Origin of the sequence: Methanoregula sp. (assembly GCF_028712425.1) — an archaeon.
Classification (GTDB): domain Archaea; phylum Halobacteriota; class Methanomicrobia; order Methanomicrobiales; family Methanospirillaceae; genus Methanoregula.
In genome coordinates this window covers 15,668-35,671 of sequence record NZ_JAQTQD010000007.1, presented here as the reverse complement: position 1 = coordinate 35,671, position 20,004 = coordinate 15,668, and the positions used below count along the sequence as shown (strand labels likewise).

Here is a 20,004-nt window from a genome sequence, read left to right as displayed (position 1 = left end):
TCCTGAGGATCGGTCTCCGACGTGCAGCTAGTCATTTGACCTGGAGCATGTGTGGTGTCCGATGAGCTCTTCAATGTGCGACAGGTCATCTGACCTGGAGCTGGAGAACTCGAAGGTCACCAGACCTGAGAGATGAGAAGACAGTCAGGTCTTCGAACAGTCCGAAGGGCTCTTCAATGTGCGACAGGTCATCTGACCAGGAGCTGGAGAACTCGAAGGTCACCAGACCTGAGAGATGAGAAGACAGTCAGGTCTTCGAACAGTCCGAAGGGCTCTGCGATGTGCGACAGGTCATCCGACCTGGAGCTGGAGAACTCGAAGGTCACCAGACCTGAGAGATGAGAAGACAGTCAGGTCTTCGAACAGTCCGAAGGGCTCTTCGATTGTGAACCGGATTCTCGGGAGACGACAGCCTCAGACGGGGGCAGCTTCCGGGTTTTCGCCATCCCACTTAACTCCCTTCTCCGGCGCCGGAGGAACCGCACCGGCCCCGGGATCTGGTCAGGCCGCACCACGGCACCGGCCGGCAGGGGCTCGCCATCATTTCTCAACTCAAGGATCCCGTTGTCCATGATCCGGAAGAAGCGGATGAAATAATCCTGCGAGACAACCCAGAGCTCGCGGGAGATCTGTGGGCAGGACGGGTACATTTTCAGGCCCGCGATCTCCTGCGCTGCATCGCGATTGAGCGACGCACTCGTGCAATCCATCCGCCGCAACCGTTTGACCCGGACCTCGGCAAGCAACCCCGGGCGAACGATCGCAAACGTGGCGAGGCTGCCCGGCCCGCGTTCGTACATCCGGACGAGTCCCCGTTTCACCGCAATCTCCATCGCGGCTGCGAGCGCTTTTGCCGGGAACCGGCCGCGGGACATTAGGTAGCCTCCATGTTTAGTATTTTTTCTTCGATAAGGTGCATCTCCTGTTTTGATGTACTTTTTGTTATTTTAATTCATGTATATATTTTGAGAGGATGGGGGAGGTTGGGTTGAATCTTTTGTGAAATTTTTTAAAAAATTTTGTAGGAAAAATTTTGGAAAATGTTTATCAAAATTTTTTGAGAGATAACTTTTCAGGATTTTTTCGGAATTTTGAAAACAAAAATAAAATTTGTGAGGCCAACGCGCAAAAGGTCTGCCGACTTTTGCGCTACGCACTTACCTGTACGAGAATTTGCATACAGTCCCTTGCCCAGCGAGGGCCCGACAGGCGCCGCGCCCGAGCGACTCCGAGCGTAGCGAGGAGGGGGAAGAATCGCAACTTCAATTTAGACTTCAATTTCACAGTCTGGTGTTATAAAGATGGAATACCCATCTCGAATCTCAGCTATGGACCCGACATTGATGTTCTTTGATCCGAAGAATATGTGACAAATAAATCCGGATGAATCATTTTGGTAGCGTTGAAAGGTTGCGAAATAAATCAAAATATTGATGATATATAAAAAAATATTTTTGGTAAGTATGGTGTGAAATCTGATGTTTTATAACGATCCTTTGGATATAAATGCTGATGCTTGGACTGAACTGCTTACTAACAACGATGTGACCACAGAACAAGATATGAAGATTTTAAAAATAGTATATGAAAGCCCAAATCATGAGATTCGAGCTTCAGAAATTGTACCAATGACATCGTATACACATCATGGGCCAATTAATTTACAAATCAGTCGGTTTAGTAAACGCGTAATCAAAGAGACACGTGCGCGAACTCCCTTGGGGAAAAACGGAAAGCCTCGATGGTGGCATGTTCCTTTTTTAGGATATGAAAAAGATGGCCGTTTTCCATGGATATTGCGACCTGAATTAGTGACAGCGTTTGAAAATATATTCGGTCGATGCAGCACTAAACGTAAAACTCAAGATCTAGAGAAATCATTGGAAGAAGACAGAACTACGCTAATTGAACTTTCACTACCTTCCGAATCGGACATCAAGATCCCAATACCCGAACCACTTTCAATTGATAAGGCACGCCAGAAAAAGGAAAAAACAAGTCTAAAAGATGGAGAAAATGGCAGATCAAAACAAATCGATTTTGACAGCCGTAATAAAGCAAGGGCGACTTTAGGTGCCCGTGCTGAATTTATCGTGTATCATGCTGAGATAAAAAGATTGGTTAAAGCAAAAAAACCTGAATTAGCAAAAAAAATCGATCCTACAATCTCCTCTAATCCTGACTTTGGATATGATATTTTATCCTATAATGAAGATGGTTCTGAAAGGAAAATTGAGGTAAAGGCTGTTCAAGTAACCAATGGCTGTTATTCATTTTTTATTTCAGAAAATCAATGGCAACGAAGTCAAAGTACAAAAAATTATTTCTTGTATTTTGTCGTTAATGCAGGAGAGACAAACCCAAAAGTTAGATTCATTTCAGGTAAAGACCTCAACTGTGATTACTTACATCCGTCTGAGTATAAGGCATTTGTTCCATTTTCAATTGTTAAAAGAACTAGAAAGAACACAATTTAAAAATATTTCCAACGGCACTGGATGAGTCACGCATACTGAAACAGATCCACCTTCCGAGAAACTAATCCATTGCATCATCAGTAAAAGAATGTTGTTACGAGGATTTGACCCATCCCTGTTGTAAGCGTGATAAGGGCGCTAAGTTTCTCCAGATCTACGGCAAATCTAAACCGATCTGCATCCAGAGAGAGAGATTATCCTTTTCCGACAGTCTCCAATCTGTAGACTGAGTAAACCGTTCACCGCTCCGGCAGACACGCCCCTGCCGCATGGCGCACGAGCGGCGAGCGCCGGTTGAAGAAAACCGCGATGAAGGCGGAGAACGCCGGGCTCCAACAGTCCCCGCCTTCCCTGACCTGCCATCCGTTCTCCATCGCGAGCCGGATATGTTTCCCGTGGCTCACCTGCTGCATCCCTTCGGAGCGGAGCAGGTCGCCGGCATGGCGGAACTCCCGGGGCACTTCGGTCTCGTACCTCCCGCCGCTGATGAACGGCCCGGGGAGATCGGCCGAGAGATACTTGGTCCGGAACTTTTCCGCATTCACCCGGTTCCAGACAGGGGGGCCGGCATGGCTCCGGATCGCGGGGAGATCATCCACCAGCAGTTCGATGAGAATCATGCACTCCTCCAGCCCCATGTGATAGTGGGCATGGTGCACGGAGAACCCGTTCCGTTCCAGATGTTCGGCAATCCCGATGGTGCTCCGCTTCAGCTGGGGGACAACGATCTCCTCGATATAGGGAGGTGTCCGGAAGGTCAGGGAGTACAACTTCGTCCCGCGATCCCGGAGCAGGTCTTCCAGCGTGGAACGCGTTATGGCACAACTCACCGGCATCTCAAAGAACGCCGCCGATGGCGACTCAAGGTATCCCCGTGCCAGCTCCACGAACTCGGCCATGCGATCGACCGAGACCGCGGCTGCGACATTCCGCTTCGGGTCGACCGGATCGATCATGACAAGCGGTTCGTTAAACTCCTTGGCCACATGGTTCTCCACATCGATCAGGGTCCGGGGCTTCCATTCGGCAGCGGCCTTCAGGAGAGGGGTGAAGCCCCCGTAATGCAGGACGAGGAGCTCGCAGAGATACCCGGAGAATCCCTCCGTCATCTGGTCGGAGCCATAGATCCCGCCGGCCTTGGCGAAACGCTTGAGGAGGAGGACATCGTCGATCAACCCGTTGATCTTATCCGTGATGTACCGCGTATGGAACGGCGTCCGGTCAACAGCGCTCTGGATCCGTGAAGCGCTCTCCACCTTGTAGCAGGGGACCAGGTCCACGTCAACGTCTTCGATCGTGGCGTTGATGTACGGGTGCTCAGCATACTTCTCGTGGTAGTTGTCGGTGAACGCCGCTGCAATGCTCCGTGCCAGTGCCAGCCCTTCGGTTTCGAGTTGTTCCCGGGTCAGGGAGGGATCGAACAGCATGAAGACATCGAGGTCGCGGTCTCCCTTCACCCACGTGTGCCGGGCGATCGATCCCACGACCATCCCCTCGGCCTTGCCGCTCTGCCGGATCTTCTCCAAGATCCGCTGGCCAATCCCGCAGACATGGTCCTTCTCTTCCTGCGAGGGGCGCAGGCCGGCAAGCACGGTCTCTTCCAGAGAACTCCGGGTCACCAGTTCACCTCCAGCAGGTCCTCGTACACCGGGCCCCGGGGGGTCAGGGTGCTCTTCTTGAGTTTCAGGCCGCTGACCATACATTCTCCATAGCTCCGGCCTTTGAGCTGGTCGAGGGCCGCGAAGAGCGAAGGATCGGAATACTTCACCCGTGCCACCGTTGCATGGGGGGTGAACTTCCGGCTCTCGCGGGGAAATCCCATAGGGGAGAGGGCATCCTCGACAAGGGAGAGGAGCCGTTCGCCATTCCCCTTGTCATCGATCGCACACCAGACGGTATGCGGACGTTTCGGGTTGTTCACGGTCACGTTCCCGGCTGAAACGGGAAATGGCTGAAACGGTACCAGCTTCAGGGCATCTTTGATTCGCACGAGCATCTTGTCATCCACTTCGCCCAGAAACTTCACGGTGATGTGGATGAGGGACGGGTCGACAAACGTAAGCCGGGACGAACTGGCCCGCAGTACATCCTGGGCCTCCTTCAGCTGCCCGCGTACTGTTTCGGAGAGCTCCAGCGCGACAAACGTCCTGACCATTACGGTAGTTATTGTTCCAATTCCCTGATAAGGGTAATCGCCCGGTGTCGCGGGCAGCCGGGAAATGCTTCGCAAACCATGATTTTTTTATTCACATACCACCTAATGGATCATTAACAGAGTTGAGGGTGTTTTTTGTGACGGATTCTCCACAATTGATCGTATACACGCTTGAGCACTGCCCGAATTGCGAACTCCTCAAGTCATTTTTGAAGACCGGGGGATATCCCTATATCGAGCGCGACCTGTCAACTGCCGAGTCGCTGACCGAACTGCGGGTGAACGGGGTGTTCGTGAACGAGGCCCCGGTGCTCCAGAAGAGCGAGGATTTTTTCACCTCGGCCGACCTCTTTCCTGCGGGAAAACTCGACAACGAGCACCTCAGCCAGCTGATCGCGGGTGAATGATGAGCCGGCAGGAGACCCGCCAGCAGACCATCTTTGGCGAGTATACTCCTTCCCTCCCCCCGGTCAGGACGACCGACGGGCATATCGTTGAATGGGACCGGAGCCGCATCGTCCGCCAGATCGTGGAAGAGACAAAGCTTGTCGAGACCTTCTACGGGTACAAAGGTGCTTCAGAGGAGACCGCGCAGGAGATCGCCCTCGATGTCGAACACAAAATCAAGAACATGGGGCTCAAGTCTCTCTCCGGCCCGCTCATCCGCGAGATCGTCAACATCACTCTCCTTGAACGCGGCATGGTCCAGTACCGGAACGTCTCGACCCGTGTCGGTACGCCGGTCTTCGACGCTCACTTGATCGATGTGGGGAAAGGGTTCGAAGCCCACGACAACGCGAACCTGCAGGAGAATGCGGAGACCTCCCACAAGAAGAAGGCAGACAAGATCTCGAAAGAACAATACCTCCTCCAGCTGCCCCCCTCCCTTGCCGACCACCACCTCTCGGGCGAGATGCACATCCATGACCTCGAATACTTCGGCACGCGGCCCTTCTGCCAGGACTGGGACCTGCGCTACTTCCTCTATTACGGCCTGATGCCGGATGGCAACGGCACCAAGGCATCGGTTGCCGGCCCGGCCAAGCGTGCCGAGGTCGCTATCCTCCATGCGGTGAAGGCCCTCGGGTCCGCCCAGACGAACTTTGCCGGCGGCCAGGGCTACTATAATTTCCTCACGTTCCTTGCCCCGTACATGGAAGGGATGGAGTACGAGGAGATCAAGCAGATGGTCCAGATGTTCGTATACGAGATGACCCAGATGATGGTTGCCCGGGGCGGCCAGCTGGTCTTCTCGTCCATCCAGCTCTCTCCCGGTGTCCCGACCCTCTGGCAGGACAAGCCCTGCATCTACAAGGGAAAGGTCTGGGACGGATCGGCCGCACCGCACCGGACGTATGGCGAGTTCGAGCGGGAAGTGCGGCTCCTCTTCAAGGCCCTGATGGAAGTTATGCTCGGAGGCGACTACTGGGGCAAGCCCTTCAACTTCCCCAAGCCCGAGATCTCCATCGAGCCCGACTTCATGCAGGAACGCGAGGAGTTCAACAAAAAACACCCCGAACTCCCCACGTACCAGGACCTCTACCTCATGACCTTCGAGCTGGCCTCGAAGTTCGGAACACCGTATTACGACAACCAGCTCCCGGCCTACCGCGGCGCCGGCAAAGGGATCTCCTGTTACCAGTGCTGCGCTTACCAGTTCTCCGCGGTGGCGGACGAGGACTCGGACTTTGACAAGAAACTTTTCTTCGAGAACGGCCGCCATTTCTCGATGGGATCATGGCAGGTCGTCTCGGTCAACTGCCCGCGTGCAGCGTACAAGGCGGAGGGAGATGACGCACGCCTCTTTGCCGAGCTGAAGAAGCTCATGGATGTCTCGGTCGAGATCTTCAAGATCAAGCGGCGCTGGATGGATTTGATCCGGTCCAACAGCCGGATGCCGTTTGCCATGCAGCGCCCGAAGGACCCGAACACCGGGGAGCGGGGCGCCCTTGCAGTCGATCTTGAGGGGCTGGTGTACACGATCGGTGTCGTCGGTGTCAACGAGATGGTCCAGCACCATACCGGCAAGCAGCTCCACGAGTCAAAGGAGGCATTCAAGCTTGCCATCCGGGCCATGACCGAGATGGAACTCTATGGCCGCGAGCTCTCGCAGAAGAACAACATGACGATCGCCCTTGCCCGCACCCCGGCAGAAACAACCGGCCAGCGGTTCGCAGTGGCCGATCTTCTCGACCGCCGGTACCATGACGCTGCCGTAAAGGTGATCAAGGGAGATTTGGACTACAGCCTGCCAAAACTGGGCAAGGTCCGCGACCTGCCGATCTATTACACGAACGGCACCCATGTTGCCCCCGGGGCGAACGTGCCCCTGACAAAGCGCATGGATATCGAGCATGTCTTCTTCCCGATTGTGGACGGCGGCAACATCTTCCACATCTGGCTTGGCGAAGCACGGCCGGACCCCCGGGGCCTCATGGACATGGCAATGAGACTCTGCCGCAACACCCAGATCGGGTACTTCGCATTTACCCGGGACATTACAGTCGCGCTCCGGCAGTTCCACGAGATGAAGTCCGGCAAGAAACCGGTCAGCCACGCGACGCCGTCCGATTTCCCGGTGAAAGTTTAACTTTTTTAGCTCAGTAGATTTCCATATCCCCCTGTTATGATTGCCCCCCTTTGCGCCTCCGACTGGTTTGAAAAACCAGGAGGATGAGAAGAACGCGGATGCGTTCTTCGACTTCGGCAGCCGTTCATCACAACCGGGGGTATGGGGGCATCAGCCCCTATCGTATGAATAATCATTTCAATAGAGCAATTTTTTTATCATTTGCCAAAACGGAAGCCTCTCAGGATCATTCGATAAATGCAAGCCTGAAAAAAAAGAGATCAGAGATGCCGGATCTTTCTTAACGAGATGTCCATGATCCCGCGGTGGACACGGTAATAACTGTGGATACGGTCAATCGGTCCATCGAGCATGATGGTTGTAATCCGGTCATCGGCAATGATCCGTACGCACTGGGTTTCGATATCCGCAAACGGGGCATTCTTCAGGTCGCTGGGGAGTTCGGCGGTTATGAACAGCTCGTTGTCGGTCTCGACAACTTCGTACGGGACCTCCCCATCATCCTCAGGACTATTCAGCCGGAATACTTCCGGATCTCCGCTGTCAGCCTGGCGGGTGATGATCGTGTACCCGATGATGCGGGCATGCTGGCTCTCGGGCATGCTCTTCACGATATCTTCCACGATCCGTGCAAGGTTGTTAAAGACATCATCATAGGGCCCGCCCGGGTTATTCTGCATAGACACCTCCAAGAATATACCGGTCTTTCTCCTTTTTTGCAATACCCTTCCGTTCAAACTGTTTTATGATCCCGACAAGGCGCGACCGGGGAAGTTCCGTGGCCTGTTCGAGCTCTGCAAGGGTGAGCGGCTGGTGGGACAGGGCGATCACAACACTGATCTCTCCATCGCTTTCGAATATATCCTTATGGATCTGGGCAAGGTCGTTGATCTTGCTCTCGATGTCATGGTTGACCTGCTCAAGACTGGCAAGGATCTGGTCATGCGCCTGGATCATCCGTGCCAGCATGGCGACAGACTTTTTCAGCTGGTCGTTTTTTATTGTTTCGGGGTCCGGACGAGGAACAGCGATGCGCAATTCCTTGAGACTGATGTCGATTAAGATGTCGTTGGCAAGGTAATAGTACTTTCTCCGCCGGTCATCCATCTCGCAGGAAAGGATAGCCTCGCGCTCCATCATCTGGAGATGGTCGATGACCGCCTTAGGGGAGAGCATCAGGGTCTCTGAGATCTCGGTGACAAAGCAGGGCTTCTGGCGGAGCAGCTCGATAATGCGCCTCCGGTTGCGGTTTCCCAGGATATCAAGAAGCCGTGCTACCTCAAGAGCCTCATTCATGTTTACATTATGTTAGTGTGATTCCTATTTAAAATTCGATCTCTTTGGTTCTGGTGCATCCTCGTGACTTCATGACGTGAAACGTGGCGAGGTGTGCGGCGTGACTCAACACTATTTTTAATCCATCAATATAAGATCAATGTGAAGTAGTGATTGATTAGATTCTCTTAAAAAAATAATGAAAATCACTTGACATCGGCAAAGATGGTCCGTATTAAGATTGGTTTAACAGGGAATCGATGGATATTTATGATTGGGTTGGCGACAAAATCAAAACAAATTCTTTTTCACTCGATCAATTGGTCATTGACAATTCATTGTATTGATAATGCGATAATTTGATATATTGAATTCGTCTATATCTATAATCATTATAATCGCTATCGTCCCTTTTGGAACGATAGTAATTCATTAATTGGTGGTTTTTTTTGAATGGTAGAGCTGTTGTTCTAATCGATGGTGGATATCTAAACAAACTCCTTCTTGCTGTTTTACCCGGCCGTAGAATAGATTATGAAAAATTTTCAGATTTGGTGTGTGGAGATTGTGAAAGATTACGAACATATTATTACAATTGTATGCCCTACCAAAGTTCTCCCCCAACTGAAATTGAAAAACAAAAATACGCAAATATGAGCAAATTTCTCCACAGATTAGAACAACTATCAAGATTCCAAATTAAGTTGGGAAGATTACAAAAATATTATAACGAGCGTGGGGAAGTTGATTTCAGACAAAAAAGGATGGATGTTTTACTGGCTGTAGATTTGGCACAATTGAGTTGGACAAGAAATATTGGAACTGCAATCCTAATTGCAGGTGATAGCGATTTTGTTCCTGCCATTCAAACTGCAAAAGATGCTGGCGTTCTTGTAAAACTCTATTATTCTGATTTTTCTGTTCATGATGAATTACTCACAGCAGCCGATGATAAAATTTTAATTACGAGACAAATATTGGAATCTGTGGCCTTTCATTAATTTTCAATCTTCACATCTCGTTTTGCACCAACGATAGTGCAAACACTAAAAGTCACTAAGATGCACCAGAACCATCTCTTTTCAGGCACAGAGCACCGCGAGCAGGATTCCGGCCATGCCTGCGAGGGCCATGACCGCCATCAGGACAGAACTGCGCCACCGGTTGGTCTCCGCTGATCCCAGGGAGGTCCTGCGGCGATATCTCCGGATTGAATAGCCATCTGACATGGATGTATCGCGTGAGTGTTGGGGCAAACAGGATATTAATTGTAAAAATCCTGCGGGTACGATCAGGGAACCTGCAGGTTCAATGAAAAAAAGAGGGGAATTGATCCTGAACGGTCGGGTTGCAGGGCAACCGCGATCATTTCTTTATGTGGCTGATATAGCGTGCATTCACAGAATCCCACTTCACGATATTCCAGAACCCTTCGATGAATTTCGCACGGTCATTTTTGTAATCGACATAGTATGCGTGCTCCCAGACATCGAGGGCCATGAGAATCCGGAACCCGGGGACAAGGTTCACGTTGTGCTTCTCCACCTGCATGATAATGAGCCGGTTGGTTTTCATGCAATGGGTCAGTACAGCCCACCCGGATCCCTCAGCGCTGGATGCGGCCTGCGTGAACTCCTTTTTGAACCGGTCGAAGCTGCCGAACTCACCATCGATCGCTTTGGCAAGTTCACCTTTCGGGACGCCGCCCCCGCCCTTTCCCGCGGGCGCAAGGTTCTCCCAGAAGAGGTTGTGGAGACGGAAGCCCGCGATATGGAACGAGAGCTCCTTTAACGTGGCTTTCATGTCAAGGTCCGTTTTCTCCTTCCGTGCCTTGTCCAGCTTTTCGAAGATAGCATTCGCACCGGTCACGTACGCCTGGTGGTGCTTGGTGTGGTGCAGGGTGAGCTGTTCCTCCGACATATACGGCGCCAGTGCCTTGTAATCATACGGCAGTTTCGGCAGGGTATAGAGTTTTGATTCCATAAAAGTTCCTCCAGAAGGGGGTCTGTGGATAGTATCCCAATCCACGTATTTGAGTCATTGCATTGCTGCAGAGTCCCCGCGCAAACTCCGCCGTGGGTATGATAAGCCCGGGGTGCTCTTCCATTAAATCTGAACATGCTGACACTTACAGGAAGCGGTATTTCCCCTTTGGCACCCGGATCTCGAACCGGACCCCGGTTTTTGGAGTCCCGGTTTCCCGTATCGTAATTCCGGTGAACCCGAGCAGCTCGCGGATAAGGAAGAGGCTCCGTATTGGGCCGGTGTCAACGCCCCCTTCGAAGATCTTCTCTTTTACGTCTGCCGGGATCGAGTAGCCATTATCGGCATATACGATGAGCAGATCATCGGGTTCCCTCTTCGTGAACAGGGTGATCTCCGGTTTGGCAAGGGTAGTGTTGCGAAGAGAATTCTCCAGCAGGTTGAAAAAGACACGCGGCAGAAGGGGATCGGCAAAGATCTCCACTTCCCGCGCTTCCGTTTTGATGGATGCACGATGTTGTGGCAGGAGGAGAACCGCATCGCGGAACGCCTGCTCCACCCGCTGCCATTTGGGAGAGATGAAACCCAGTTCCTGGAGCGCTCTCATGTACGCGATCTGGTTGCGGATGGACTCGATAGACCCGACCGTCTTGTCAAAGAACTGCTGCATCTCCTCGTGCGTGTTCTTGAGCTGGGCCCGTTCGAGATGGTTCATGATAACCGACAGGTTGTCGAGAATGTCGTGCCGCGTTATGGAAAAGAGGAGGTCCATCTTGAGGTTGATGTTCTGCTGGCTGACATCCTCAGAGATCCCCAGGAGATACTGGGGAGTCCCGTGCGAGTCAAAGACCGGGACAATGATCATGTGGATGATCGTTCCGCCGTTGTCCCGTTTTGAAATAATTTTATTGCGGACTTCTCCGGGGCGGGAGAAGATCCCGCTGTTCTCCTCCTGGATCGCGGTGACAACGTCAGGAGAGAAGAGCTCCGCATCGGTCTTCCCGAGGGTCTCTGATGCAGGGATCCCAAACAGGTTCTCGCTCATCTTATTCCAGAAAATATATTTCCCGTCAGAAGCCCGGGTGATGAAGATGGCCACCGGGAGTTGATCGATCATCTCGTTCTGGAAGATCTCGTCATCCTTCATCTTCTGGAACGCGGCTTTGAGCGAATCGACCATGGTGTTGATACCATTTTCAAGAATCGCAAACTCGATGTTTCTTGTCTCACGGATCCGGTGGTTGAGGTTGCCCCGGGCAATGATGTCAACATCTTCGACAATAGCCTGGATTGGCTGGGTCATGTGCCGGGAAAGGAAAAATGCCATAATACAGCCGGTGATGATTGCGATCAGCGCAACAACGATGTGATAGATCAGCAGGTTGTTGAGAGCATCCTCGATCAACTGTGTATTATACGTGATCATCACGATCCTGCTGGGATCCGACCCGTACAGGGTGTCATGGAGATCGATGAACAGGTAATGCGTTGTCCGTGAATTCGCCGTATCGACAATCTCAAGGTTCGCCCGCGTGCGGATCACTTCCGCAAGCTGGCTCTTTACCGGTTCGGGGGGAGCTGTATTGTTGCTGACACGCAAACCAAGCGTATTGAAGGTGGTGAAATCCTCGACATACGGATTAGACATGATGATTTTTTTCACATTTTTGTGATCGTCCAGTGCATCGTTGACAGCATCAAAGGACTCCCCGCCAAGCCCGAGTTCAAGTACATACCTGTGGTCAGCCGTAGGCATGTACGCGTATTTCCGGTACTGCCCTGCCCCGAGAAGCTCATGGACAACGCGATCGGGAAAGAATCCTTCCGCATTCCGGATCTTTGTCAGGTACTGGTAAAAGTAGGGGATGGACCGGAAGTCCTGGCCAACTTCAGGCAGGTACGTTGTCTCGACAATCACGCCATTCTCATCAATGATATAGATATCATACCCGGTCCCCAGTGCTGCTTTCAGCGCGGTAAGATTCATCTGTGAGGGATCGCCATTGACACGCTCATACTCGACATTGACCTTGTTGAGCCCGTCCCGCATCTTGTCGTTCAGGCTGTCATCGAGGATCGTTGTCGCGGTGTCGGTCAGACGTAATGCCTCGACAACATTCCATTCCGTCTGGCTCTCCAGGTTCTGGTATTCACGGTCGAAGTTCTCTCTTGTGAAGACATAAGCATTGACGGTGAGAAGGCCGACAATACAGACGATCAAAAGGACCATGAAGATGAGGATATAAAAGGAAAAAGACCGGTTCGATCTCCGGGAACTTTTTTCTTTAACCATTCGAGCCACTCGCTTTCTGGTATGCTCCAGACAGCAACCCGGTCCGCGCCGGAGCTGAAAGGATAGAATAGCGGCCGGGTGCCTGAACTTCGGGCAGGAACGGGATTATCTGTCCATGATCCCGTACGGTCGCGATCCAGTCATTTTTCATATCATTTACGATAATAAAAAAGAGATCTTTTTAGTTTTACGTGGTGCATGCACCAATGGTCATAAGGACCCCGGATGAATTATTGGAGCGCTTCAGTAATTGCTTTTCGGATCTTCTCGTCTTTCTCTTCCGCCAGCGCAGCCTTCAGCGCATCGGATGCTTTATCTCCGCCAATGGTGCCGAGTGCTCTGACAGCCATCATCTTCACGTACGGGTTCTCGTCTTTGAGGAGGATGACCATGGGCTCGATTGCATTGGAGTCCCCCAGTTGCTTCAGGCCCTTTGCCGCCATGTAGCGCACGTGGTCACGGTTGTCCTTCAGTGCCTGGATGAGGGGTTTTACCGCATTTTCGTCTGCAATCCTGCCAAGAGCTTCGGCAGCGCGGTACCGGGTCTGCCACTTTGGCTCATGCATGACTTCGGCAAGGGGCTCTATTGCAGCCTTTCCAATCCTTGAAAGTGCAAGGGTCGCCTGCTCCCGGACAGATTTGTCAAAATCCGCAAGGGCTTCGATAAGCGGCTGGATGGCGTAGGGATTGTGGGCCTTTCCCAGGAGATAGGCAGCGTACTGCCGCACGAGGGGATCGGTGTTGTTGCGGAGTTCCCGCGCAAGGTCTTCGAGTCCCAGCGCTTCGAGCTGGAGAGCGTTCTCCGGTTTCTTTGGTGCATTCTCTTCCATGGGTTGATCATTTGTCATACTGCATCATTGAAGTATCGCCTGTCGATGTATAAAAAATGCCGTGACTGAACTGGGAGAAGCGACAGGTAATCCAGGGACAGGTACGATGAAGATACATCATTTTGAGACGCAGCGATACCAAACAATAAATATGCCATTACCTGGTACAGGATTTCTCCATAAGTGCCAAAAAAATCGCAGTATACGGCGGGTTTTTATATTTTCTGCCACGATGGACTAGTATGAACCAGAAAGTCATCGTGCTCCTGATCATCTGCATTGCCGTTGCCGCTGCAGCGGGCTGTACAGGACTCCGCACCCAAGCCTCCGGGTATACAACATCGCAGGACAGTGTACGGACCGAGGTGGTCTATGACAACGGATGGGGCGGCACACCACAGAAAATCAGTGGATCTGTGGCCGCAACCCCCATGCCTGCACCTACCTCGGGTAATTACGGCGCGGATTCCGCCACAGTCGAGACAAAGATCATCAAGACCGCTGATATGACCGTGGAGGTCAGGGATGTTACCGGGGCCGCAGAATCGCTCAAGTCCCTTGCAACGTCCAGCGGGGGATACCTCTCATCGACAAGCATCCGTAAGAATTATCAGAACCAGCTCACGGGAACGGTGACCATTCGTATTCCCCAGGCATCATTCGATACAGCTATTGAAGGGGTAAAAGGCCTCGGAACGCTCAAGTCGATATCCACGAGCGGACAGGACGTGACCGAGCAGTATGTCGATCTCGAGGCACGGAAGGCTTCGTACACCAACCAGCTCGCGCAGTACAATGCGATCATGAAACAGAGCACCCGGGTTGAGGACATCATCAAGGTGCAGGAACAGATCGACCGGGTTCAGACCGAACTTGACCGGCTCAATGGCCGGCTGAATTATCTCGACAGCAGGATCGATCTCTCAACCATCACGGTCTATCTCCAGGAGCCTGAACCGGTTGGCGGGCAGGCAGGCCATGATTTCGTGTCAGCAATCAATGAAGGGATTGACGGGTTCCTCGGAATGATCGACGCGTTGATCGTTCTCTTCTTCACGCTCCTCCCGCTTGTTATCATCGGCGCGATCGGGTACTGGATCTACACATGGCAGAAAAAAAGGAAAGGACCGGCTGCCCAAATCCTTGAAAAGAAACAATAAAACAATTATCTTTTTTGCTGTTCCAGCAGCTGGCGGATCCGTTTGAGTTCGTCCAGGATCAGGATGCTTGTGCCGGTTGTTGCAACCGGAGATCCGGGAGCCAAAGAAACATTCGCGCCGGTCCCCGTGCCGTCGTTTGTGCCACTGCACGCACGGACAGAGCCGCGGAGGATCTCCCGGAGTTCTTCTGCATGTTCGATGGCCTCGATCCGGATCTCGGGAACCGCCTGGCCTGAATACCCCGCGGTCTGGATGGAGATCGTGGAGATCCCCAGCCAGCGCATGACCGGGCCCTGTTTCAGGTCGAGGTTCGTGATCCGGTTATAGGGAACGATCCCGGTTGTCCGGAACCAGACGCCACGGCGCCAGCGCATCTCGTCGTCGTGAAGTTCGTACTCCATGGTGGCGTAATAGAGCCGGGTCCAGGCAATAAAGAGGACGGTGATGATAAGGAATCCAACAAGAACTGCGCCTGTGACGACAGGATCGATCTCCGGGCCGGCTGCCAGGACCATGGGGAGGACTGTACAGCAGGCAATGAGACCAAGGAAGAGGATGAAATCGATTATAAACCAGGGAACAAATGCCGGTGAAGGTTTGAAAGGGACCTTCCGGGGAAACAGATCGGGTGTGGTCATAGTATCACCGCAGGAGTATTGATCTCCTCAGGATAAAAGATGGGGAGAATGAACAGAGCGCGAGGGAGTTTTTTATTCCCGGCATTGCGTTTGTCAAAAAGAGGGTGGTGAAATGGTTGTTGATGCACTTGCCACTACCGGAAGGGCCGCACGTTAACTTCCGGCATCGGCAGAGATGCTTACCTTCCCGTAGGATTCCTTGGTGGCGTCGCTTTTCAGGAGTGCCCCGTCCTTGTAGATCGCAACCGAGAGCTCGTGTTTTGTGGAACTGTCCTTCTTCTCAACATCGGCCTGGACGGTTCCTGTTGCATTCACTACTTCATAGAGCCGGGAACCGGAATCTTCCAGTTTCTGGAGATCCGATGACATCCCGTATGTCCCCTTGTAACTGCCAATGTAATTAATCATAACCCACACACCGGAGACGGGAACGGTGGGAGCAGTGGTCTCCTTTACCGTGATGGAGGCTACACCGGTGTTGCTCAGAGGCCTGGATGGTTCAGCAGCGCTGCTGCCCGATGGTGTCTCTCCTGCCACAGGTTCACCCGGTGTCGTGGGCTCTCCTTCAGAAGAAGGACCGGACGAGAGCATCGGCAGGACAACAAATGCAGCTGCTGCAAGCAGCACGATGAGGACAATGACGATGATTCCCCCCATGATGACGTTCTTTCCCGGCATCATGCTTCGCCGGGGTCTCCTTGCCGGTGCAGGAACTGCCGGCCGGGGTGCTGCCTTCTTCTTCCCTCCACCCAGGATACCGGATAAGAATCCCTTCTTTGCCGGCTTCTGCGGGGGTGTGGCGGGGCTGGCCGCCGGGGGCTGTGATGATCGCGGGGAGTCCATGGGAACACCTGCCGCGGCTTTTTCATAGGCAGGTGACCGGGCTGGCGGGGGTGCCTGCCGGGAAGCCGGGGCAGGTGCGACAATGGGCGTGCCGCACTTGTTGCAGAACGCGGAATCGGTAAGAACACGGTTCCCGCATTTCGTGCAGTATACGATCTCGTCAGGTGATGCCCCCGCAGGATCTTCCGGGGCCGGGCTCTCGTACGCTTCTGCCGGGGCACTCCGTCTCACTGAAACAGTCTGCGGGGCGGTGACCGCGTCGTGCACTGCTGCGTTACGGGCAGCGGAGACCTCCTGCTGGATGATCCGTACCCATTCATCACGCTCGCGTGACCGGGTGCCGCCCTGCCGCTGCGGGAAGGTCAGGATCATCTGGCGGTTCTCGCCGGTTGCAGTCTGGACGGTAAGGGTAAGGATCTCGTCGCCAATCGCGTTCTCTCCAATCTCGGCCTCCATGATCATGTCGTATGCGACCTCCCTTGTCGGGAGGATGTTCTTCGCACGGTCAACGAGAATGATACGCATGTTGGTGAGGATGCCCTCAAACGGGATCGACTTGACGTGCACCCCCGGTGTCCTCAACAGGACCTGTTCACCACGGTAAAGTTCTGGATCGCCCATACAATCACGCCTGAAGTTTTTTCTGGATGCTAGTTGTTCGACCTGACACGGGAAAAAGATATTTATCGGGATGCGCGTTTCGCATAACCCCCGCTGTACACGGACCGCCCTGTTACAGCGTGAAGACCACAGATTCCGGCAGGGCACCGTTCCGTGCAAGGACTTCCCGGAACTGCTTTGAAGCCGCCATCTGTGCCTTGATCTCTGACGAGATGGTGATGCCGATCTCGCTGGAACGGGGATCGTCCGGGGCGCAGACCGTCATATCCCCGGCAAGGTTCTTGTCAAAGATGGACTTTATTATATGGTTCTGGACAAACGTTATCTCGGTCATCATCTTCTGGTCTGGTACTGTAGTTGCAGCAAACGTAAACCGGATAACGTCTGAAAACGGGTGGGGGAACGTCTCGACCGAGAGCCTGAGTTGGCATTCGATCTCGAACCGCTCGTTATCGATTTTTCTCGCCGCGGAATGCTCGATACTCATCATAAGAACCCGCTCTGCAGGGACCATATGGATATGGTGGTCTTTGTCAAGCATGGCAATACTGGCTGAAGGCATCTGTACTCCTCTCCAAGCAAGGTTTCTGCGGCCCGGCATAATAGCGCTTGCGCAATTATGCATTGAACCCGGGGCATCCACCAATAATTTAAACCCCTTCTTCCATGGAGTACGCTATGGGATTACCTTCCCGGCTGTGGTTTCTGCCGGCAGGCCTGATCTGCCTTCTTGTCTCTGCCGGTTGCGTTGCCGAGGTCCCGGCGCCCGTGGTAGTCCAGACCCTGGTAACACCAGTCCCCACTCCTGCTCCCGAGAGCCCGGTGGCATCGGTACCTCTTTCTGACCTGGCACTCAGTAAAGAAGACCTCCCTTCTGACTATCGCCTGAAAGACCGGACGTTCACATCCTATGCCAGTGCGGGACAGGTGTACCGGGACCTGGGCTGGCAGCAGGGATACGAGGTCACCTACTACCGCATGGACACGGACCTGAATGATATCACGATGATCACCCAGGAGATTGCGGTGTATCCCCTGAAAACCGTCAGGGACGTGTACTCGCTAAAAAAAGAGAAACTGCTTCCTGAAGAGGACAGCCGGACGGACTACCAGGTGCCGTTCCCGCAGACAGGAGACCGAAGCATCGCGTGGCGCGAGGTCAGCACTTCCGGAATAACTCCCGTTGTCACCTATACAGTGATCTTCACAAAAAAGAACGTGTACGAAAAGATTGCACTGGCCGGCACCAGTACGGACTATGAACTCTTAAAATCACTTGCAGCCACGGCGGCTGATAAAATCCGGTGAACCGGCACACTTCGATCCCTTTTTTACCACGCCCTCCCTGACTGTACATCAGGGTACAACCATGGTCTTCTCCTGCCGCCAGTGCGGATCCTGCTGCATGTTCCTGGGCGACTATATCGTGATCGAAGAGCAGACCGGGCCGTTCTCGTTTGCCTGCGAATCCGTCTCCACCGGCACACCATTCACGGCGGAGGTTGACGAGGAGAAGCGCGAGATCTTCAAAGATCACACATTTCCCGATTCGCACCCCCATGCCTGCCGCTTCCTCCGCCCGGACGGGGATCTCCTGCGCTGCACCATCCACCGCGACAGCCCGCCCCAGTGCAAGTTTTACCGGTGTGTTGCACTGAAGGTATCCGATATCCGGGGGAGGTCTCTTGGGTACGTAACCGGGGCGCTCGCCCTGCATTCCGAAGACCATGAGCTCAGGTCAGCATGGGATGAGGTTGAACGGAAACGGCCGCGATCCGATGAAGAGGCTGAACCCTGGATCGCTGCATTTCTCCGGCAAAAAGATTTCCTTGTGGAATGACCGGATCGGTCGCCTCTCCCCAGCTCACACTCCACGTTTTCAGGATGTCATTAAAAAAAAGGTTATCCGCAGATTTACGGTACAACCGGAATGGGAGAGACGGAAACCATGCTGACAAAGAAATACATCGCCAGGAGCACAACAACGATGAGCGGTACCATCACGGCAATGATCATGGCAACGAGAGCTTTTCCACTGCTCATTTCCTGCAGCTCGCGGATGCCGATGATCTGCAGGACAATCGACCAGAGGCAGAAGAGGAAACCGATGAACGGTATCCAGCCGAGAATCATACCAGGGGTCATGCCATAGATAACGGCTTTTGCAGTTTCAAAAAGTCCCTTCCTCCCGCCAAGCAGGTACACCCACAGGTGCAGCCAGAGCGAGAAGAGGATGGTAACGATCGCACCCCCGATAAGCACGCCAAAGAAGATCACGACCGGCATCGCGAACCCCGGCATCATGGGCGAAAGCATTCCCATGACACTGATGCCGGCAAGAGATATGATCGCCGTCATGACTGTGTGGATGAGGAGCAAAGCGATGAAATAAGGCACAATGATGTCAGGTGTATCGGGGCGTGCAGCCCGGAAACTCTCCACCGGATTCACGATGAACCCCTTCACCTTCGCAATTATCGCATCGATCATCATGGGAAAAGGTGATACCCGCTGATATATTAATTCCCCTGGGGGGCCCTGGTTCTTCCCTGTGTTGTGTCACCGGTTTTACGATACAGTAACTATTGTCCGGCTTTGGAAAAACATCCGGCGCATGAACCTTTTTTCCCCGTGAATCATGACTGACTATGCAGAACGGTTGTTTTTACCCTTCCCGCGGAAATCTGCCCCGGGCACGGCAACCATGGTTACATTATGTCAGAGAGCTAAGAGTATAGTGGTGATTCGTTCTTTTACTGCCTGAAACAGTTGTGTTTCACCATCACCAGGACCTATCATGAAAGAAACAACCATGAAAGCAATCGAATTTGCCCCACCCGAGGTTTTCACGCCAACAGCAGCTCATCTCGCTATCCTCCGGGCCGTTGCCGACAACCAGAGTTGTCGCATCGGGCAGGTTGTACAGACGCTGTACCCCGGTTTCAGCGAGAGCCTCATCCGGTCCAGCGTCAGGGGTCTCTTGTCCAGGGGGTGTCTTGACGGGGGCAAATCCAGCAGTGAAGTCGTTCTCAGGCTCACTTCCCGGGGGCGCCTGCTGATCCAGGCTCCTGCCGCAGAATAAATTTTCACGATCGCAGGGATTTTAATCGCATCCTGCCATATTCCGGATGCACCTGTC

The 20,004-nt window shown here is 53.0% G+C and carries 21 protein-coding genes; 8 read left to right on the top strand and 13 right to left on the bottom strand.

All coding sequences use genetic code 11. From position 1 onward, the window contains the following. Positions 1 to 350: 350 nt before the first annotated feature. Positions 351 to 875 (bottom strand): hypothetical protein, encoded by a 525-nt coding sequence (locus tag PHF39_RS05395; RefSeq protein ID WP_300221205.1) that lies wholly within the window; start codon positions 873 to 875, stop codon positions 351 to 353. A gap of 603 nt (positions 876 to 1,478) precedes the next feature. Between PHF39_RS05395 and PHF39_RS05390 the strand changes: the two genes are divergently transcribed. Continuing rightward, the gene (locus tag PHF39_RS05390; RefSeq protein WP_300221202.1) at positions 1,479 to 2,477 is read left to right on the top strand and encodes a DUF3883 domain-containing protein; all 999 of its coding nucleotides are present in this window, start codon (positions 1,479 to 1,481) and stop codon (positions 2,475 to 2,477) included. 239 nt (positions 2,478 to 2,716) lie between these two features. Here the strand turns inward: PHF39_RS05390 and cca are convergent, their stop codons facing one another. Then, entirely contained in the window at positions 2,717 to 4,099 is a 1,383-nt protein-coding gene (cca, locus tag PHF39_RS05385; RefSeq protein WP_300221412.1) for a CCA tRNA nucleotidyltransferase, read from the bottom strand. Beyond that, on the bottom strand, positions 4,093 to 4,632 hold the full coding sequence (gene thpR / locus PHF39_RS05380; protein ID WP_300221199.1) for an RNA 2',3'-cyclic phosphodiesterase: 540 nt from the start codon (positions 4,630 to 4,632) through the stop codon (positions 4,093 to 4,095). The genes cca and thpR overlap by 7 nt, the downstream gene beginning before the upstream one ends. 137 nt (positions 4,633 to 4,769) lie before the next feature. On the opposite strand from thpR, the gene PHF39_RS05375 reads away from it, so the two are divergent. Further along, positions 4,770 to 5,039, top strand: a complete 270-nt coding sequence (locus PHF39_RS05375) for a glutaredoxin family protein (RefSeq protein WP_300221195.1) — start codon at positions 4,770 to 4,772, stop codon at positions 5,037 to 5,039. Next, a complete protein-coding gene (gene nrdD / locus PHF39_RS05370) occupies positions 5,036 to 7,222 on the top strand; it encodes an anaerobic ribonucleoside-triphosphate reductase (RefSeq protein WP_300221193.1) in 2,187 nt (728 codons plus the stop codon). Before PHF39_RS05375 ends, nrdD begins: the two co-directional genes overlap by 4 nt. A gap of 260 nt (positions 7,223 to 7,482) precedes the next feature. Here the strand turns inward: nrdD and PHF39_RS05365 are convergent, their stop codons facing one another. Both PHF39_RS05365 and PHF39_RS05360 read right to left on the bottom strand, forming a co-directional pair. Beyond that, positions 7,483 to 7,902, bottom strand: a complete 420-nt coding sequence (locus PHF39_RS05365) for a hypothetical protein (protein ID WP_300221190.1) — start codon at positions 7,900 to 7,902, stop codon at positions 7,483 to 7,485. After that, entirely contained in the window at positions 7,892 to 8,518 is a 627-nt protein-coding gene (locus PHF39_RS05360) for an ArsR family transcriptional regulator (protein WP_300221187.1), read from the bottom strand. Before PHF39_RS05360 ends, PHF39_RS05365 begins: the two co-directional genes overlap by 11 nt. A gap of 428 nt (positions 8,519 to 8,946) precedes the next feature. Here PHF39_RS05360 and PHF39_RS05355 point away from each other — a divergent pair, with 428 nt between their 5' ends. Continuing rightward, positions 8,947 to 9,498 carry an NYN domain-containing protein gene (locus tag PHF39_RS05355; RefSeq protein ID WP_015285191.1) on the top strand — a complete coding sequence of 184 codons (552 nt, stop codon included), beginning with the start codon at positions 8,947 to 8,949 and terminating at the stop codon, positions 9,496 to 9,498. An 81-nt stretch (positions 9,499 to 9,579) separates the two neighbouring features. On the opposite strand, the gene PHF39_RS05350 is transcribed toward PHF39_RS05355, so the two are convergent. The 4 genes from PHF39_RS05350 to PHF39_RS05335 all read right to left on the bottom strand — a co-directional run bounded on the left by PHF39_RS05350 (position 9,580) and on the right by PHF39_RS05335 (position 13,621). Next, positions 9,580 to 9,726 carry a hypothetical protein gene (locus PHF39_RS05350; RefSeq protein ID WP_300221183.1) on the bottom strand — a complete coding sequence of 49 codons (147 nt, stop codon included), beginning with the start codon at positions 9,724 to 9,726 and terminating at the stop codon, positions 9,580 to 9,582. A gap of 136 nt (positions 9,727 to 9,862) precedes the next feature. Beyond that, positions 9,863 to 10,480 carry a superoxide dismutase gene (locus PHF39_RS05345; protein ID WP_300221180.1) on the bottom strand — a complete coding sequence of 206 codons (618 nt, stop codon included), beginning with the start codon at positions 10,478 to 10,480 and terminating at the stop codon, positions 9,863 to 9,865. A gap of 145 nt (positions 10,481 to 10,625) precedes the next feature. Next, positions 10,626 to 12,773: a PAS domain-containing protein gene (locus PHF39_RS05340; protein ID WP_300221177.1), complete on the bottom strand. Its 2,148-nt coding sequence runs from the start codon at positions 12,771 to 12,773 to the stop codon at positions 10,626 to 10,628. A 230-nt stretch (positions 12,774 to 13,003) separates the two neighbouring features. Then, on the bottom strand, positions 13,004 to 13,621 hold the full coding sequence (locus tag PHF39_RS05335; RefSeq protein WP_300221174.1) for a HEAT repeat domain-containing protein: 618 nt from the start codon (positions 13,619 to 13,621) through the stop codon (positions 13,004 to 13,006). A gap of 224 nt (positions 13,622 to 13,845) precedes the next feature. On the opposite strand from PHF39_RS05335, the gene PHF39_RS05330 reads away from it, so the two are divergent. After that, positions 13,846 to 14,763: a DUF4349 domain-containing protein gene (locus PHF39_RS05330; RefSeq protein WP_300221170.1), complete on the top strand. Its 918-nt coding sequence runs from the start codon at positions 13,846 to 13,848 to the stop codon at positions 14,761 to 14,763. Positions 14,764 to 14,768: 5 nt separating this feature from the next. Here the strand turns inward: PHF39_RS05330 and PHF39_RS05325 are convergent, their stop codons facing one another. The 3 genes from PHF39_RS05325 to PHF39_RS05315 form a co-directional block, all read right to left on the bottom strand. Then, the gene (locus PHF39_RS05325) at positions 14,769 to 15,401 is read right to left on the bottom strand and encodes a PH domain-containing protein (protein WP_300221167.1); all 633 of its coding nucleotides are present in this window, start codon (positions 15,399 to 15,401) and stop codon (positions 14,769 to 14,771) included. 153 nt (positions 15,402 to 15,554) lie between these two features. Further along, a complete protein-coding gene (locus PHF39_RS05320) occupies positions 15,555 to 16,865 on the bottom strand; it encodes a zinc-ribbon domain-containing protein (RefSeq protein WP_300221164.1) in 1,311 nt (436 codons plus the stop codon). A gap of 112 nt (positions 16,866 to 16,977) precedes the next feature. Continuing rightward, a complete protein-coding gene (locus PHF39_RS05315; protein ID WP_300221161.1) occupies positions 16,978 to 17,427 on the bottom strand; it encodes a hypothetical protein in 450 nt (149 codons plus the stop codon). Positions 17,428 to 17,543: 116 nt separating this feature from the next. On the opposite strand from PHF39_RS05315, the gene PHF39_RS05310 reads away from it, so the two are divergent. Next, positions 17,544 to 18,173, top strand: coding sequence for a hypothetical protein (locus PHF39_RS05310; RefSeq protein WP_300221158.1), 630 nt, complete (start codon positions 17,544 to 17,546; stop codon positions 18,171 to 18,173). A 61-nt stretch (positions 18,174 to 18,234) separates the two neighbouring features. After that, positions 18,235 to 18,705 carry a YkgJ family cysteine cluster protein gene (locus tag PHF39_RS05305; RefSeq protein WP_300221155.1) on the top strand — a complete coding sequence of 157 codons (471 nt, stop codon included), beginning with the start codon at positions 18,235 to 18,237 and terminating at the stop codon, positions 18,703 to 18,705. A 74-nt stretch (positions 18,706 to 18,779) separates the two neighbouring features. On the opposite strand, the gene PHF39_RS05300 is transcribed toward PHF39_RS05305, so the two are convergent. Continuing rightward, positions 18,780 to 19,358 (bottom strand): Yip1 family protein, encoded by a 579-nt coding sequence (locus PHF39_RS05300; protein ID WP_300221152.1) that lies wholly within the window; start codon positions 19,356 to 19,358, stop codon positions 18,780 to 18,782. A gap of 304 nt (positions 19,359 to 19,662) precedes the next feature. Here PHF39_RS05300 and PHF39_RS05295 point away from each other — a divergent pair, with 304 nt between their 5' ends. Beyond that, positions 19,663 to 19,947 (top strand): hypothetical protein, encoded by a 285-nt coding sequence (locus PHF39_RS05295; protein ID WP_300221149.1) that lies wholly within the window; start codon positions 19,663 to 19,665, stop codon positions 19,945 to 19,947. Positions 19,948 to 20,004: the final 57 nt, after the last annotated feature.

Coding starts and splice junctions, on each gene's coding strand:
- PHF39_RS05395 (WP_300221205.1), bottom strand. CDS start 875: ATGTCCCGCGGCCGGTTCCCGGCAAAAGCGCTCGCAGCCGCGATGGAG.
- PHF39_RS05390 (WP_300221202.1), top strand. CDS start 1,479: ATGTTTTATAACGATCCTTTGGATATAAATGCTGATGCTTGGACTGAA.
- thpR (WP_300221199.1), bottom strand. CDS start 4,632: ATGGTCAGGACGTTTGTCGCGCTGGAGCTCTCCGAAACAGTACGCGGG.
- nrdD (WP_300221193.1), top strand. CDS start 5,036: ATGATGAGCCGGCAGGAGACCCGCCAGCAGACCATCTTTGGCGAGTAT.
- PHF39_RS05365 (WP_300221190.1), bottom strand. CDS start 7,902: ATGCAGAATAACCCGGGCGGGCCCTATGATGATGTCTTTAACAACCTT.
- PHF39_RS05360 (WP_300221187.1), bottom strand. CDS start 8,518: ATGAATGAGGCTCTTGAGGTAGCACGGCTTCTTGATATCCTGGGAAAC.
- PHF39_RS05350 (WP_300221183.1), bottom strand. CDS start 9,726: ATGTCAGATGGCTATTCAATCCGGAGATATCGCCGCAGGACCTCCCTG.
- PHF39_RS05345 (WP_300221180.1), bottom strand. CDS start 10,480: ATGGAATCAAAACTCTATACCCTGCCGAAACTGCCGTATGATTACAAG.
- PHF39_RS05340 (WP_300221177.1), bottom strand. CDS start 12,773: ATGGTTAAAGAAAAAAGTTCCCGGAGATCGAACCGGTCTTTTTCCTTT.
- PHF39_RS05335 (WP_300221174.1), bottom strand. CDS start 13,621: ATGACAAATGATCAACCCATGGAAGAGAATGCACCAAAGAAACCGGAG.
- PHF39_RS05330 (WP_300221170.1), top strand. CDS start 13,846: ATGAACCAGAAAGTCATCGTGCTCCTGATCATCTGCATTGCCGTTGCC.
- PHF39_RS05325 (WP_300221167.1), bottom strand. CDS start 15,401: ATGACCACACCCGATCTGTTTCCCCGGAAGGTCCCTTTCAAACCTTCA.
- PHF39_RS05320 (WP_300221164.1), bottom strand. CDS start 16,865: ATGGGCGATCCAGAACTTTACCGTGGTGAACAGGTCCTGTTGAGGACA.
- PHF39_RS05315 (WP_300221161.1), bottom strand. CDS start 17,427: ATGCCTTCAGCCAGTATTGCCATGCTTGACAAAGACCACCATATCCAT.
- PHF39_RS05310 (WP_300221158.1), top strand. CDS start 17,544: ATGGGATTACCTTCCCGGCTGTGGTTTCTGCCGGCAGGCCTGATCTGC.
- PHF39_RS05305 (WP_300221155.1), top strand. CDS start 18,235: ATGGTCTTCTCCTGCCGCCAGTGCGGATCCTGCTGCATGTTCCTGGGC.
- PHF39_RS05300 (WP_300221152.1), bottom strand. CDS start 19,358: ATGATGATCGATGCGATAATTGCGAAGGTGAAGGGGTTCATCGTGAAT.
- PHF39_RS05295 (WP_300221149.1), top strand. CDS start 19,663: ATGAAAGAAACAACCATGAAAGCAATCGAATTTGCCCCACCCGAGGTT.